This window comes from Xanthomonas theicola (assembly GCF_014236795.1).
Classification (GTDB): domain Bacteria; phylum Pseudomonadota; class Gammaproteobacteria; order Xanthomonadales; family Xanthomonadaceae; genus Xanthomonas_A; species Xanthomonas_A theicola.
Genome location: NZ_CP049017.1, coordinates 3,438,700 through 3,454,316 on the forward strand (window position 1 = coordinate 3,438,700; position 15,617 = coordinate 3,454,316).

Genomic DNA, 15,617 nt, shown 5'->3' on the forward strand with positions numbered 1-15,617 from the left:
CCGTGAAATCGCGGTTGAACCCACCTACTCGGTGCCTGCCTTTACGTAAATAAATCGAAAATTATCTAGCGCAGTCGCACCCAGCGCTCGGCTTCGCCCGGTGCGAACGGACCCAGCTTCTGACGCACGATGCGGCCGTCGGCGCCGATCAGCACGTTGTAGGGCAGCAGGCCCTGGCGATTGCCTAGGCACACGCTGGCGTCGGCCGGGCCCGGGGTTTCCAGCGCGATCGGGTAGGCGATCGGCACTCGCTGCAGGAATCCGCGCACGTCCTCGGGATGGTCCAGGGCGATGCCCAGCACCTGCAGCCCGTCACGCGGCTGCGCACGTGCCAGGCGATCAAGTTCCGGCATCTCGCGCACGCACGGTTCGCACCAACTGGCCCACACGTTGACCAGCAGTGGGCGGCCGCGGAACTGGGCCAGGGTCAGGCCGCTGCCGTCGAGCGTGGACAGGCGCAGCGCAGGCGCCAGGTCGCCGGGGCGTGCCGCGGCGACGCCTGCAGGCGCCGCGCTGGCGGTGGCCGTCACCGGCGGCGATACCCTGGGCGCGCGCCACCACGCGTGCGCGGCGGCCACGCCCAGCGCCGCCGCCACGGCCGCCACCGCGAGCAGGCGCGGCGGCGTGGCCTTCACCGCGCCGCGCGCAGCAGGGCGTCCTCGACCACCGCCTGGCTCAGCACCGGCGGCAACACGGTCGGCGGCGCGCCCGGGCCGTAGACCACGTACAGTGGCACGCCCACCGCCTTGTGTCCGGCGAGGAAGGCGCTGATGCGCTGGTCCTCGTTGGTCCAGTCGCCCTTCATGTACACCGCGTCGACGCGCTTGAGCGTGTCACGGAAGGCGGCGCTGCTGAACACGTTGCGCTCGTTGGCCTTGCAGGTCACGCACCAGTCGGCGGTCATGTTGACGAACACCACGCGGTTGTCGGTGCGCAGCCGGTCGAGCATCTGCGGCGAATACGCCACCGTGTTGCGCTCCCCCGTGGCGCCGGGCGGCGGCAGCCGGGTCACGCCCCAGGCCGGCGCCAGCGCCAGCAGCAGCAACACGCTGGCCAGGCGCATGCCGGTCGTGTGCCCGCGCCAGCGCGCTCGCTCGAACCACCACAGGCCCAGCGCCAGCAGGGTGGCGCCGACCAGCAGCAGCGCCACCGCGTCCACGCCGCGCTGCTTGCCCAGCACCCACAGCAGCCAGATCGCGGTCAGGTACATCGGGAACGCCAGCACCTGCTTGAGCGTCTCCATCCACGCACCGGGCTTGGGCAGGCGCCGGGCCAGCGAGGGCACGAAGCCGATCAGCAGGAACGGTAGCGCCAGGCCCAGGCCCAGGGCCAGGAACACCAGCATCGCCGTCGCCGGCGGCGCGGTGAGCGCATAGCCCAGCGCCGGGCCCATGAACGGGCCGATGCAGGCGCTGGACACCACGCAGGCCAGCACGCCGGTGAAGAAGTCGCCGACCGGGCCGCTGCGCGAAGACAGCGACTGGCCCAGGCCGCCCAGGTTGGTACTGAGGGTGAACACCCCTGACAGGCTGAGCCCGACCACGAACATCAGATACACCAGCACCGCGACGAAGCCAGGGCGTTGCAGCTGGAAGCCCCACAGCAGGTGCGCGGCGACGGCAATGCCGCCGACCACGGCGAAGGACACCAGCACCCCTAGCGTGTACCACAGCGCATGGCGGCGCGCGCGGCTGCGGCTCTCGCCGCTCTGCGCCAGGCCCAGCACCTTCAGCGACAGGATCGGCAGCACGCACGGCAGCAGGTTCAGCACCACGCCGCCGCCCAGCGCCAGCAGCAGCATCCACAGCAGGTTCGCCGGTTCTGCCACCGGCGCGGTGCTGCGTGCGGCATTGTGCGCCACCGCATCCGGCGTCGCCGCTGCATCGGCCGCCGCCGCGCTGGCGTCGGCCTGGCTGCTGTCCAGCGCGGTCACCAGCAAGGGCGCCACCTCGGCCTGGTCGGCGGGGCCGACCTTGCCCCTGGGCAGCGACAGCTTCACCCGCCGTGTCATCGGCGGATAGCAGATGCCGTCGGTCTGGCAGCCCTGGAAGGTGGCGACCAGGATCGCGTCGGCGGCATCGGGGCGCTGGCGCTGCAGCGGCACGGTGACCTCGGCCTGGTCGAAGTACACCACCACGTTGCCGAAGTGCTCGTCCTGGTGCGAGCGGCCCTGCGGCCAGCGCGGCATGCCGGTGCGGATGCCCGGCGCGCCGTCCAGCGCCAGCGCGGTGCGGTCGCGATACAGGTAATAGCCTGGCGCCGGGGTGAAGCGCAGCAGCAGGGTGTCGCCGTCGCCGACGATGGCCTCGAAGCCGAATGCCTGGTCCGACGGCAACGGCAGGCCCTGCCCGGCGCTGGCGGCGGCGCCGAACAGCGGCGTGACGGCGGCACCGGCGCCGCCCGGGCCGCTGCCCGGCAGCGCCAGCGCCGGGTTGGCCGCGCCGTCCGCCGCCGCCGGCAGCGCCACGCTGAGCAGGCGTTTCTGCGGCGGATAGCACACCCCGGCGTCGGCACAGCCCTGGTAGCGCACCTCTACCTGCAAGGTGCTCACGCCCGGGTCGGCGACGCCGCTCTGCACCGCGCTCAGGTGGTCGTGGTAGGTCTCCACCGCGCCGAAGTACGGGTCGTTCTTCTTGTGCCCGGCCGGCAGTTGCAGGGTCGGGTTGGCCTTGAAGCCGCCGACCACCCGCACCGCGATCCGGTGCCGGTACAGGTAATAGCCGTTGGCGATCGTCCAGTGCAGGGCGATGCGCCCGCGCTCGGGCGCCTGCGCGCTCAGCACGAACGCCTGGTCGACCGGCAGCAGGTCCTTCTCGCTGATCGCCAGGGCGGGGAAGGCGGCCACGGCCAGCAGGCACAGAGCGACGATACGGTGCAGCAACGCCATTGGCTTACGGTTCCTCACGGGTTTCGGCATGCACCCACTGCAGGTAGGCGGGCAGGCCGTCGGCGACCTCGAGCTCGATCAGTTCGGGGACGTCGTAGGGGTGCAGTTCGCACAGCCGCCGCTGCAGTGCGGGCACGCGGTCGGCGGCGGTCTTGATCAGCAGCAGCACTTCCTCGGCCTGCTCCACCGCGTCCCGCCAGCGATAGGTGGCGTGCACGCCGGGCAACCGGCTCACGCACGCGGCCAACCGTTCGGCGACCAGGACCTGGGCGATCCGCGCGGCGCTGGCCGGATCGGGGCAGGTGCTGAACAGCAAACAGAGCGAGGGCGAGGACATGCGGCCGACAGTATAGGGACGCCGACAGGGCTTTGCCGGGCGTCGTTCGGGCGCGCACGCACGGGCCCGCGGCGGCGGACCGAGGGCGCGGCGTGCCGCGGCGCCGCACCCAGGTAGCGGGTGCGGCCGCGGTTGTGCCGGCGAGCGCCTGCAACGCGCCGGCGCGAGGCCCGGCGCGTCCCGAGCGGCGCGCTGGGCACGGGGCTCAGTTGAGCAACTGGCAGCTGGCCGGCTTGGCCGAGGCGAACAGCGCGGAGGTCGCCCACGCCGGATGGTCGATGAACGGATTGCGATTGCCCTGGAAGCTGTACACCACTTCGTTGCGCGCGCGCTCGGCAGCGTCGGGCGGGTCCTGCTGGCTCCACGCGATCAGCGTCGACAGCAGGCCCATGTAGGCCGGCGAGGCCGAGGTCTGCACGATCTTGCTGCGGTCGTCGGTCAGCTCCAGGTCCGGCTCGGATTGCCCGGTGGCCGCGTCGGTGCCGCCTTCGTAGCGGATCGCCATGTACATCACCGCACGCGCCATGTCGCCCTTGCGGTGGTTCCACACCTCGAAGCTGCCGCGGTTGCCGTCCGGGGTGCGTACCCAGTTGGAATTGCCCGGATAGCTGCCGCTGCCGCCGCCGAAGCCGGCGTTGGCCTCGGTGATGCGCTCGCCGCAGTTGCTGTCGCAGTTCGCGTACGGCTTGTTGCCGCGGTCCGCATTCCAGATGGCGTCGGTCAGGTACAGCATGTGCGTGTCGGTGTACGGCGCGTAGGGCAGGCCCTTGTCGCCGCTGGCCGAGCCGAAGCCCAGCGAGTTCGGCCAGCTGTGCTCGCGGTTGTACTTCAGCCCGCGGCCGCTGCCGGCGCGGTCGCTGACCTTGGCGTAGCTGCGGTTGCGGTAGGCGTCGAGGATGCGCCCGCTATTGTTCGGGTCCTCGTCGGCGATCTCCAGGATGGTCCAGGTGCTGGTGCCGGAGCGGCTGCTGTACGGGTACACGGTGTGGCCCTTGATCGTCTCGTGCAGCGAGCAGCGCAACTGGCTGGCGCTGGAGGTGTTGACCCGCGCGTAGTAGTTGCCGACGCCGCTGCCGCTGGCGACACTGAAGGCGATGCTGCTGTCCTGCGCCGGATGCGCGCCGCTGGCGTCGCGCACGCGCGCGGCCAGGATGCTCAGGCTGCAGCTCTCGCCGGCGGCCAGTGCGCTGTTGCTGGAGATCGCGAACCGGGTGCCGCTGCTGGGGTAGCTCAGCGCCACCGTGCCGGACTGGCTGCAGCTCAACCCGAACGCGCCGCTGGCCAGGGTCACCGCCTCGCTGAAGCTCACCGCCAGGTCGCCGGCGGCGGGGAAGTTGCTGGCGCCCTGCGCCGGGGTGGTCGAAGCCACCGACGGCGCAGCGTTGCCACCGCCGCTGAAGGTCTGGCCGCTGTTGCAGGCGCCGAAGCTGCTGGCCGAGCTGCCGGCCCAGTTGAAGTCGGCCGCGGCGCTGCCGTTGCCGCGCAGTTGCAACGAGGTGCCCGCCGCGGTGGTGTTGCTCTCGCTGACCGGCAGGTTCTGGCTGTCCATTCCGGCGGCCGGGCCGCCGCCGGTGATCGCGCCCTCGTAACTGAGGAACTGCACCACCTTGCCGCTGCCGTCGACCAGCGCCAGGCCGTCGTTGGGACCGTTCTGCACGCCGTTGCTGGCATAGCCGACCGTGGCGATGCGCACCTGCCCACCGCAGTTGACCAGGCTGCCGGCCGGCACCGAGGTCGTGGCGTAGACGACGGCGCTGCCGGGGCTGCTGCCGTTGTACAGATGCACCTTATAACCGCTCAGGCTCTCGCCGGCGGTGGCGACGATCTCCATGCCCTCGCCGGCATCGCCGGCGGCGCTGGCATCGTCGTAATGCAGTTCGTTGATGAACACGGCAGCCTGGGCGTGGCCGGCCAGGGCCAGCAGACAGGCGAGAGGCCGCGCAACGGCAGATGGCTTCATCGACAACTCCTTCGGATGGCCCTCCCCCACCAGGGGAGTCCTGCGAGGCTAGCCTGCCTGTATGACCGCATTGCGGAATCGGGGTACCAGTTCCCGACTCGGTCGGGCATGCCCGGGCGAAAAATTTTTGCGGCCAGCCCTTGAAAGGGCGCCGGCCAGCACCATAACAAGCGCATCCCGGTGAACCGGGTTTTTTCGCGAGCGCTGCTGGCAGTCGTCATGGACGAGTGCTAACATCGCCAGCCTTTCCAAGACAAATCAATCACTTAAAGAGGGTCTCTCGCAATGAGCATCAAGCCGCTTCACGACCGCGTCGTAGTCAAGCCGATCGAAGCCGATGAAATTTCCGCCGGCGGCATCGTGATCCCGGATTCGGCCAAGGAGAAGTCCACCAAGGGCGAAATCGTGGCCATCGGCGCTGGCAAGCCGTTGGACAACGGCAGCGTCCGCGCCCCGGCGGTCAAGGTCGGCGACAAGGTCATCTACGGCCAGTACGCCGGCTCCAGCTACAAGTCCGAAGGCATCGAGTACAAGGTGCTGCGCGAAGACGACATCCTGGCGATCGTGGACTAAGAAAGTCCCGATCGCGGATTCGGGAGTGGGAATTGGGGATAGGCGCGGCGCTTTCCGCTCCGCAGTCCCCGATCTCCCCCGGACTCCGCATCCAGCCAATCCCCAATCCCAAATTACGAATCCCGGAGTACACACATGGCTGCCAAAGATATCCGTTTCGGTGAAGACGCCCGTTCGCGCATGGTGCGCGGCGTCAACATCCTCGCCAACGCCGTCAAGGCCACCCTGGGCCCGAAGGGCCGCAACGTCGTGCTCGAGAAGAGCTTCGGCGCCCCGACCATCACCAAGGACGGCGTCTCCGTCGCCAAGGAAATCGAACTGGCCGACAAGTTCGAGAACATGGGCGCGCAGATGGTGAAGGAAGTCGCGTCCAAGACCTCCGACAACGCCGGCGACGGCACCACCACTGCCACCGTGCTGGCGCAGGCGCTGATCCGCGAAGGGTCCAAGGCGGTCGCCGCCGGCATGAACCCGATGGACCTCAAGCGCGGCATCGACAAGGCCGTCGTGGCCGCCGTGGCCGAGCTGAAGAAGATCAGCAAGCCCACCGCCGACGACAAGGCGATCGCCCAGGTCGGCACCATCTCGGCCAACTCCGACGAGTCGATCGGCAACATCATCGCCGACGCGATGAAGAAGGTTGGCAAGGAAGGCGTCATCACCGTCGAGGAAGGCTCGGGCCTGGACAACGAGCTGGACGTGGTCGAGGGCATGCAGTTCGACCGCGGCTACCTGTCGCCGTACTTCATCAACAACCAGCAGAGCCAGTCGGCCGACCTGGACGAGCCGTTCATCCTGCTGCACGACAAGAAGATCTCCAACGTACGCGACCTGCTGCCCGTGCTGGAAGGCGTGGCCAAGGCCGGCAAGCCGCTGCTGATCGTGGCCGAGGAAGTCGAGGGCGAAGCGCTGGCGACCCTGGTGGTCAACACCATCCGCGGCATCGTCAAGGTCGTGGCGGTCAAGGCCCCGGGCTTCGGCGACCGTCGCAAGGCGATGCTGGAAGACATGGCCGTGCTAACCGGCGGCACCGTGATCTCCGAGGAAGTGGGCCTGGCGCTGGAGAAGGCGACCATCAAGGACCTGGGCCGCGCCAAGAAGGTGCAGGTCTCCAAGGAGAACACCACCATCATCGACGGCGCCGGCGAGACCACCGGCATCGAGTCGCGCATCAAGCAGATCAAGGCGCAGATCGAAGAGACCTCGTCGGACTACGACCGCGAGAAGCTGCAGGAGCGCGTGGCCAAGCTGGCCGGCGGCGTGGCGGTGATCAAGGTCGGCGCCTCGACCGAAATCGAAATGAAGGAAAAGAAGGCGCGCGTCGAAGACGCCCTGCACGCGACCCGCGCGGCGGTGGAAGAAGGCGTGGTCCCGGGCGGCGGCGTGGCCCTGGTGCGCGCGCTGACCGCGATCGGCGAGCTGAAGGGCGCCAATGAAGATCAGACCCACGGCATCCAGATCGCGCTGCGCGCGATGGAAGCGCCGCTGCGCGAGATCGTCACCAACGCCGGCGCAGAGCCGTCCGTGATCCTGAACCGGGTCAAGGAAGGCACCGGCAACTTCGGCTACAACGCCGCCAACGGCGAGTTCGGCGACATGGTCGAGTTCGGCATCCTGGACCCGACCAAGGTGACCCGTTCGGCGCTGCAGAACGCCGCGTCGATCGCCGGCTTGATGATCACCACCGAAGCGATGGTGGCCGAAGCGCCGAAGAAGGAAGAGCCGGCCGCGGCTGGCGGCATGGGCGGCGGCATGGGCGGCATGGGCGGCATGGATTTCTGATCCAGCCGGCGCAAGCCGACTGCAGTACGCAACCGAAAGGAGCTCCGCAGCGATGCGGGGCTCTTTTTTTGGTTCTTCACCCAACTCCGGGGAAGGCCGCCCTGATCTGAGGAAGAAGTAGGCCTCATCGCGGTAACCGTAGGTATCGGATCCGACGGTCGAGAACTCCCGCAACAACGCCGTGTTCCGCAATGTGTCCACAGCGTTGCGGCCGCCGCGGTGTCGATGCAGTGCGGACCCTGCGCAAATCGGCATTCAATCTGGAGAATATCGCATAAAGCGGCATCGTCTACAAGAGCGACGTGGCAGCGTGTTGACAACGTTGTCGCCGCATTGCAGGTTAAGTCGGCGAGTGCGCCAGGGGATCTGTGCGCTCGCACGCTCGTCATTCCTTGAGCGCGCCGATGCGGCGCAGCGCAGCCCATGCCATCGCATGCATACGGCTGCGCTGTGGGCAACGGCAGCGCCGGGGAGGCCCTGTCCGGCGACAGGACGAGGACGCGCATCGCCACGCCGTCGTCCGTCGGCGTTCCGCCCCAGCCTGCAGCAGGGAGATCCGCATGCTTCGTCATCACTTCACCACTCTCGCGCTCGGCATCGTGCTGGCGCTGCACGGCGCGCCCGAGGCGCTGGCGCAGGACGCCGACGACGACGCAGCGCCCAAGGCCGCCGCCACCGACCTGGGTCAGGTCGTCGTCACCGGATCGCGGATCAAACGCTCGGACGTGGAGGGCGCCGAACCGGTGGTGGTGATCAGCGCGCAGCAGATCCAGCAGGAAGGCTTCCTCACCGTGTACGACGTGCTCAACACGCTCAACCAGCAGGGCAGCGTCGAGGCCGATACGCGCTATGGCTCGCACACGCCCAACGCCTCGCCGGTGAGCCTGCGCGACCTCGGTCCCGGGCGCACCCTGCTGCTGGTCAACGGCCATCGCGTCGCCGACTACCCGCAGCCGTACGCGGGCGAGAGCAACTTCGCCAACTACAGCAACATCCCGTCCGCGGCGGTGGAGCGGATCGAGATCCTGACCGGCGGCGCCTCGGCGATCTACGGCTCGGACGCGGTGGCGGGCGTCATCAACGTGATCCTGAAGAAGGGCTACGAAGGCAACCAGGTGCGCCTGCGCGGCGGCACCGCCACCGAGGGCGGCCGCGACGTATTCGACCTGTCCTGGGTCGGCGGCACCGGCGGCGACAGGTGGAACCTGACCTATGCGCTGCAGTGGACGCGGCGCGATCCCCTGTCGGTCGGCGAGCGCCCGAAGATGGACGACCAGGACGACGAGTCCTACAGCAACTGGACCGCGCAGGCGCGCAAGTACGGCTTCAATTCCGCCACCGGCCTGACCTTGCTCGACGCCGGCAGCAACCAGCGCCTGGCCCCCCCCCCCGGCACCTGCGCGCGCTTCGGCGGCCAGTTCATCGATGCGCAGCGGCTGAGCTACGACTACAACAGCGACACCGTCAGAAACCTCGGCGGCTACTGCGGCATGGCCCACGACTATGCCGACTGGCTCGCCGCCAGCGGCGGCGACAGCGGTTCGGCCTATCTCTACGGCACCTTCGATTTCGACAACGGCATGCAGGCCTGGAGCACGCTGTCGGTGAACAAGAGCATCGGCTACTGGAGCTACGATCCGCCGTACGTGTACCTGGGCCCGTTCCGCGACACCGGCAGCGACCGCAACTTGTACGCGATCCGCCAGCTGACCCGCTACGAATCCGGCGGCTGGAAGAACCTGGCCAATACCACCAAGGAACTGTCCTGGGACCTGAGCGCCGGGCTCAAGGGCACGCTGGCCGACCGCTTCGACTGGGAAGTCGCGCTCGGCCGCGCGCGCTACACCACCGACGAATACGTGCGCACCGTGGACACGCAGAAGGCCACCGACTACTTCCTCGGCGCGCAACTGGGCAGCACCGCGGACGGCACCCCGATCTACGACCTCAACGAGGAACGCTGGTACCAGCCGCTCACCGGCACGCAGTACAACGACCTGGCGGTGAAGGCGCACAACCAGGCCGATTCGTGGGTCAACCAGGCCAGCGCCAACATCACCGGCGAACTGTTCCAGGGCTGGGCCGGGCCGATCAAGTTCGCCGCGGTCGGCGAGGTGGCCAAGCAGGGCTACCGGCTCGATCCCGATCCCTGCGCCAACACCTGCTATCCGCTGGACGTCGTCGATTACGGCGGCGGCGAGCGCCTGCGCTATTCGGGCGGCATCGAGTTCGACGTACCGCTGCTGTCTTCGCTCAACGCCAGCCTGGCCGCGCGCCACGACCGCTACGGCGACTACAAGTCCTACAGCAGCGACCTGGGCTCGGCGATCGGCAAGCAGAGCGACACCACCTGGAGCACCGGCCTGGAGTGGCGTCCGCTCAACACGCTGCTGCTGCGCGGCAGCCTCGCCACCAGCTTCCGCGCCCCGGACATGCACTACGTGCTCGGCGAACCCAGTTCCACCCAGCAGACCGTGATCGACCAGTACCGCTGCATCCAGCAGGGCTACTACCTGACCGGCGGCTGCAGCGCCGAGAACGCCGACGTCTACTACCTGATGCAGGTCAACCGCCGCGGCACGCCGGACCTGGAATCGGAGCACGGGCGTTCGGCCACCGCCGGCTTCGTCTGGGACATCGCCGACGGCCTGTCGCTGACCGTCGACTACTACAAGATCCGCCTGCAGGACATGATCAAGGACCTCAACCGCGACGAGATCCTGAGCGCCGAAGCGGGCTGCCGCACCGGCCTGACCACCGCCGGCGGCGTGTGGGTCAACCCGGGCGGCGCCGAATACTGCGCGCGCATCGTCTCGCGGGTGGCACGCGATGCCAGCGGCCGCGTGACCGGCGTCGAGCAGGGCCCGATCAACATCGCGCAGATGCAGGTGTCCGGCGTCGATGCCTCGCTGAAGTACCGCATGGACACCGCGCGCTGGGGCAACTTCAGCTTCGCTCTGGACTACAACAACCTGATCGGCTACCGCGAGCAGACCTACCGTACCGACGACTACAAGAACCTGCGCGACCAGAAGATCCGCAGCAAGCTGCGCGGCAGCGTGCACTGGGAGAACGGCGGCCCGCTGGACCTGACCGTCTACGTCAAGCGCTTCGGCTCCACCCAGGCGGTGAACTGGGGTACCTGCACGCGCTTCGACGACGGCTACCAGCCGAGTCCGTCCGACGCATGCCGGGTCACCGACAGCGCCAACCCGCACTTCGGCGACAGCACCACCCGCTACTTCGGCCGGGTCGGCCCGGCGGTGTACTGGAACCTGACCGCCGGCTACCGCATCACCCCGAAGATGAAGGTGAATCTGTACGTCAACAACGTGCTCAACACCACCGGCTACGACAACAAGGAACGCTACTACGGCTACCAGTTCTACAACACCACGCTGTACGACGCGGTCGGGCGCGAGGTGGCGGCTGAGTATGTGTTCGACTTTTGAGGCGGGACCCGGGACCGGGGACTCGGGACTCGAAGAGCCGAGAACCGGTCCGCACGCGAGAGCCTGCTTTGCGAGTCCCGAGTCCCGAGTCCCGAGTCCGGCCGCCACAGTTGCATCAGCAACTGTGGCACTCCCCCAAACGCTGTGTTATCAATGCACCTCATGAATGCTTCCTGCCGCAGCTTTTACTTTTGGTACTACGGTTTTCCGATGCCGCTGGCGGAGGAAGGAGTGCGTTCACCCTGAAGGAAACTTCAGCCGCATCCCGAAAGCCGCCAGCGAACCTGGCGGCTTTTTTCATGCCGCCGGACCTGGCCCCCACCCAGAACCCGACGAGAGATTCCCCATGGCCCCGCATACCGACGATCTGCGCATCCGCAAGATCGAACCGCTGATCCCGCCCGCCTATCTGCTGTCGCTGCTGCCCTGTGACGAACAGGTCTCGCAGACCGTCGCCGCCTCGCACGCGGCGCTGCACGAAATCCTGCACGGCCGCGACGACCGCCTGGCGGTGGTGATCGGCCCGTGCTCGATCCACGATCCGGTGGCGGCAATGGAGTACGCGCAACGCCTGCGCCCGCTGCGCGACACCTACGGCGACGCGCTGGAGATCGTGATGCGGGTGTACTTCGAGAAGCCGCGCACCACGGTCGGCTGGAAGGGCCTGATCAACGATCCCAACCTGGATGGCAGCTTCGACATCAACAAGGGCCTGCGCCTGGCGCGCGGCCTGCTGCGCGACATCAACCGCCTCGGCCTGCCGGCCGGCGTGGAATTCCTCGACATCATCTCGCCGCAGTACATCGCCGACCTGGTGGCCTGGGGCGCGATCGGCGCGCGCACCACCGAAAGCCAGGTGCACCGCGAACTGGCTTCGGGGCTGTCGTGCCCGGTCGGGTTTAAGAACGGCACCAGCGGCGACGTCAAGATCGCGGTCGACGCGGTCGGCGCGGCCTCGCATCCGCATCACTTCCTGGCGGTGACCAAGGACGGGCAGACCGCGGTCGCCACCACCACCGGCAACCCCGATTGCCACGTGATCCTGCGCGGCGGCAAGCTGCCCAACTACGATGCGGCCAGCGTCGCCGCCGCCGGCCAGGTGCTGGAGAAGGCCGGGTTGCCGGCACGGCTGATGGTCGATGCCAGCCACGCCAACAGCGGCAAGAACCCGGACAACCAGCCGAAGGTGATCGAGGACATCGCCGCGCAGCTGGAAGCCGGGCAGACCCGCATCGTCGGCGCGATGGTGGAGAGCCACCTGGTCGGCGGCCGCCAGGAACTGGTCGACGGCCAGCCGCTGCGCTACGGGCAGAGCATCACCGACGGCTGCATCGACTGGGACAGCTCGGTGCAGGTGCTGGAGCGCCTGGCGCAGGCGGTGCGCGCACGGCGCCAGGCACGGCTTTCGCAGGCTGCCTGAGCGGCGCGGTGACGCGGCAGGCACCGGGCCGGTGGTGCCCGTCGCCCGAAAGATTCGCCGCCATCGCGATGCCCGCCGCGGCCCGAGCAAAGCAGCAAGCACGAACCGCGCTTGCCGCTTTTTGTAGGAGCGGCTTCAGCCGCGACAAGCGAAGAAGCAATGCACTTCAGCTCAGGTGACAACAGAGGCTGAAGCCTCCTCCAAAGCGAACCTGGAAGGGGTCGCCCGCCTTTGTAGCAGCGGCTTCAGCCGCGACATGCTGCGTCAACCAGAGCAGCCTGGCGCGTGCGGTGCGGTGCTGCGCCAGGCGCGTCCTATCGCAAGCGGCCGTGTGCGCGTGGCAGGTCGCAGGCAACACCCAGGGCGTCCGTTGCGTGTCGCCAAAAAAGACCCGGCCGTGCCGTCGAATCCAAAGGGAGAGAGCCTCTTCATCGACGGCATCCGGCCGGTGGTGACGTTATGCGCCCGTGCCGTGGCTGCGGTTTGCCGGCGTGTGCCAGCGGCTGGCAAGGTGTTCGGGTTGCGTTAAAGCCGGTTTCGGGGCGGTTCAGCGCGCAGGCGACGTGCTCAGCGATCCGGCGTGCAGGTCGCGGCATATGCGCCGTCGGCCGTGGCCGCACAATCGGCGACGACCAGGAACGCCAGCTTGCGTCCGCGCGGCAGTTGCTTGATCGCCCACTCCGCGCGCGAGGCGGCCGCCCGATCTGGATAGGCGCGGCTGGCGAGCAGGCGCAGCGGCGGATGCGCGCGCGTGTACTTGGCGCCGGTGCCGCGCAGGTGCGCCTGGTAGCGCGCCTGCAGATCGGTGGTGATGCCCGCGTAATAGCTGCCGTTGCGGCATTCGAGCAGGTAGAGGAACCAGGGCGACGTGGAGGCCATCGGCGCATTATCGGCAACTCGCGCCGCATTGCCAGCTGGCTGCGTGGTGTGCATGCAGGCTGCGGCCGCTGGCACCAGGCCCGCTCGGCGAACAACCTCTGCCCGGCGCTGTTCGCCGGGACGGGAGGGCATTCGGCGACAGGCGCAGCTCAGCGCGTGGGCCAATGCCATGCAGGACGATCGAGTTCGCGCAGGTCAGCCACGTCGCTCTGGCCGTGATCCTTGACCAGCATGTGGTGCAGGCAGTCCGGCTGCTGTTCCAGCGCGGCGATCAGCCGGCTGGCATGCGAGACCACGATGATCTGTGCGTGCCGTGCCGCCGCGCCGATCAGCCGTGCGAGCGCCGGCAGCAGATCCGGATGCAGGCTCGCCTCCGGTTCGTTGAGCACCAGCAGTTCCGGCGGGCGCGGTGTCAGCAGGGCGGCGATCCACAGCAGGTAGCGCAAGGTGCCGTCGGACAGTTCGGCAGCGGACAGCGGGCGCAGCAGGCCGTGCTGGCGCATCGCGATATCGAAGCGTCCGGCGGCCACCTCGACCGACAGCGTCGCGCCCGGAAAGGCATCGTCGATGGCCTCGTGCAGTTGCTCCGCATCGCCGATCTCGAGAATGGTCTGCAGCGCCGCGGCAAGGTCGGCGCCGTCGTTGCTCAGCACCGGGGTATGCGTGCCGATCTGCGCCGTGCGTGCGGGCGCGGCCGCGTCGGTGCGGAAATGATCGTAGAAGCGCCAGCGGCGGATGCTCTCGCGCACCGTGTGCATCTCGGGGCTGGCACGCGGATCGGAGAACTGCGCCAGCACGCTGTCGAAACTGGCGATGCCGGCGTCGGCGTCGACCCAGCGTCCGGCGTGATCGCGCATCCGCACCGCGGGTCCGCTGCGGTCCACCAGCAACGCCGCCGGCCGCAGGAATGGTCCGGCCCAGATGCATTCGCGCTTGATCTGCGGGTCCAGCGCGAACGCCGACGACGACGGCAGCGGCAACCCGAGGTCGATCGCATAGCCGAATTGATCGCTGGCATAGCCCAATTTCAGGCTGACGGACTGTTGCCGCACCGTGCCCTCGACCGGATGCTCGCCGCGCCTGACCGCGCGCCCGATTCTTTCCGGCCCCGCCCACAAGGCCGACGGCAGCCCTCCTTCGCGTGCGAGGGCGGCGATGACGGCGCCTTGCGCAGTCTCCGCGAGGAGTCGCAGTGCGCGGTAGACGTTCGACTTTCCACTGCCGTTAGCACCTGTGATCAGTGTCAGCCCGGCGAGCGGCAGGACCAGTTCGCGCAGGGAGCGGTAGTTGGAGACGGCCAGGGAGGTCAGCATCGGCGAAGGATACGTCGGTTGTGTGTCTGCGTGGCTTGGCGACGTCTACGTGATCCTGGTGCGGGTTCCGCTGCACGGCGCCGGCCGCTGCACCGCTGCGTCGCCGCGCCCAGTCGCCCCCGGTGGCCAGAGGCCCGGTGTCGCTCCGCAAGCGGCTCGACTCACTTCGACGCGTGCGTCGTGCCGATGTCCAGCCAGCGCTGGTGCCAGGACAGCGCCTCGGGGCAGCAGGTGCGGGGTGTGCTTGCCGTAGCTGTCGTGCAGCGCGCGGTCGAAATAGTCTTCCAGCTGCGCGCGGTAGCCCGGGTCCACACAATGGTCGATCAGCTGTCGTGCGCGGTGCCGCGGCGGCAGCCCGCGCAGGTCGGCCAGGCCGTGTTCGGTGACGATGATGGAGACGTCGTGCTCGGTGTGGTCCACGTGGCTGACCATCGGCACGATCGCCGAGATGCTGCCGTGCTTGGCAGTGCTGGGGCTGAGAAAGATCGACAGGAAGCCGTTGCGGGCGAAGTCGCCGGAGCCGCCGATGCCGTTCATGATGCGGCCGCCTATCACGTGGGTGGAGTTGACGTTGCCGTACAGGTCGGCCTCGATCATGCCGTTCATGCCGATGCAGCCCAGTCGCCGCACCAGTTCCGGATGGTTGGAGATCTCCTGCGTGCGCAGGATGATGCGCTCGCGGTAGAAATCGATGTTGCGCTTGAACTCCTCGTTGGCCTCCGGGCTCAGCGCGAAGCCGGTGCACGAGGCCACCTTCAGCACGCCGCTGCGCAGCAGGTCGAGCATGCCGTCCTGGATCACCTCGGTGAAGGCGCTCAGGTCGCGGAAGCCGCTGCTGGCCAGGCCGGCCAGCACCGCGTTGGGGATGTTGCCCACGCCGGACTGCAGCGGCAGCAGGTTGGCCGGCAGCCGGCCCTTGCCCACTTCGTGCTGGAGGAAGGCGATCAGGTGTGCGGCAATGCGCTCGATCGCCGATCGCGTCAGCCGCGGGTTTGCGCCGATGGTGCAGTGGCG

Annotated in this window: 10 protein-coding genes and 1 pseudogene; 4 read left to right on the forward strand and 7 right to left on the reverse strand. The window is 68.5% G+C overall.

Translation table 11 applies throughout. The features are described 5' to 3' along the window. Positions 1-65: 65 nt before the first annotated feature. The 4 genes from G4Q83_RS16010 to G4Q83_RS16025 form a co-directional block, all read right to left on the reverse strand. Positions 66-635, reverse strand: coding sequence for a TlpA family protein disulfide reductase (locus G4Q83_RS16010; protein ID WP_128419372.1), 570 nt, complete (start codon positions 633-635; stop codon positions 66-68). Beyond that, positions 632-2,887 carry a protein-disulfide reductase DsbD family protein gene (locus tag G4Q83_RS16015; RefSeq protein WP_128419371.1) on the reverse strand — a complete coding sequence of 752 codons (2,256 nt, stop codon included), beginning with the start codon at positions 2,885-2,887 and terminating at the stop codon, positions 632-634. The genes G4Q83_RS16010 and G4Q83_RS16015 overlap by 4 nt, the downstream gene beginning before the upstream one ends. Positions 2,888-2,891: 4 nt before the next feature. Further along, positions 2,892-3,224: a divalent-cation tolerance protein CutA gene (gene cutA, locus G4Q83_RS16020; protein WP_128419370.1), complete on the reverse strand. Its 333-nt coding sequence runs from the start codon at positions 3,222-3,224 to the stop codon at positions 2,892-2,894. 205 nt (positions 3,225-3,429) lie between these two features. Next, complete coding sequence (locus tag G4Q83_RS16025) at positions 3,430-5,184, reverse strand: endonuclease (protein WP_128419369.1); 1,755 nt, start codon at positions 5,182-5,184, stop codon at positions 3,430-3,432. Positions 5,185-5,469: 285 nt separating this feature from the next. Here G4Q83_RS16025 and G4Q83_RS16030 point away from each other — a divergent pair, with 285 nt between their 5' ends. The 4 genes from G4Q83_RS16030 to G4Q83_RS16045 all read left to right on the forward strand — a co-directional run bounded on the left by G4Q83_RS16030 (position 5,470) and on the right by G4Q83_RS16045 (position 12,411). Next, positions 5,470-5,757, forward strand: a complete 288-nt coding sequence (locus tag G4Q83_RS16030; RefSeq protein WP_128419368.1) for a co-chaperone GroES — start codon at positions 5,470-5,472, stop codon at positions 5,755-5,757. A 135-nt stretch (positions 5,758-5,892) separates the two neighbouring features. After that, entirely contained in the window at positions 5,893-7,539 is a 1,647-nt protein-coding gene (gene groL, locus G4Q83_RS16035; RefSeq protein ID WP_128419367.1) for a chaperonin GroEL, read from the forward strand. 560 nt (positions 7,540-8,099) lie between these two features. Continuing rightward, entirely contained in the window at positions 8,100-10,991 is a 2,892-nt protein-coding gene (locus tag G4Q83_RS16040) for a TonB-dependent receptor plug domain-containing protein (protein WP_128419366.1), read from the forward strand. Positions 10,992-11,337: 346 nt separating this feature from the next. After that, on the forward strand, positions 11,338-12,411 hold the full coding sequence (locus G4Q83_RS16045; RefSeq protein WP_128419365.1) for a 3-deoxy-7-phosphoheptulonate synthase: 1,074 nt from the start codon (positions 11,338-11,340) through the stop codon (positions 12,409-12,411). Positions 12,412-12,978: 567 nt separating this feature from the next. On the opposite strand, the gene G4Q83_RS16050 is transcribed toward G4Q83_RS16045, so the two are convergent. The 3 genes and pseudogenes from G4Q83_RS16050 to G4Q83_RS16060 all read right to left on the reverse strand — a co-directional run. Then, entirely contained in the window at positions 12,979-13,290 is a 312-nt protein-coding gene (locus tag G4Q83_RS16050; protein ID WP_128419364.1) for a GIY-YIG nuclease family protein, read from the reverse strand. Positions 13,291-13,439: 149 nt separating this feature from the next. Next, a complete protein-coding gene (locus tag G4Q83_RS16055) occupies positions 13,440-14,603 on the reverse strand; it encodes an AAA family ATPase (RefSeq protein WP_128419363.1) in 1,164 nt (387 codons plus the stop codon). 161 nt (positions 14,604-14,764) lie between these two features. Beyond that, positions 14,765-15,569 (reverse strand): annotated as a pseudogene (locus tag G4Q83_RS16060) (acetyl-CoA hydrolase/transferase C-terminal domain-containing protein); the annotation flags it as partial. Positions 15,570-15,617: the final 48 nt, after the last annotated feature.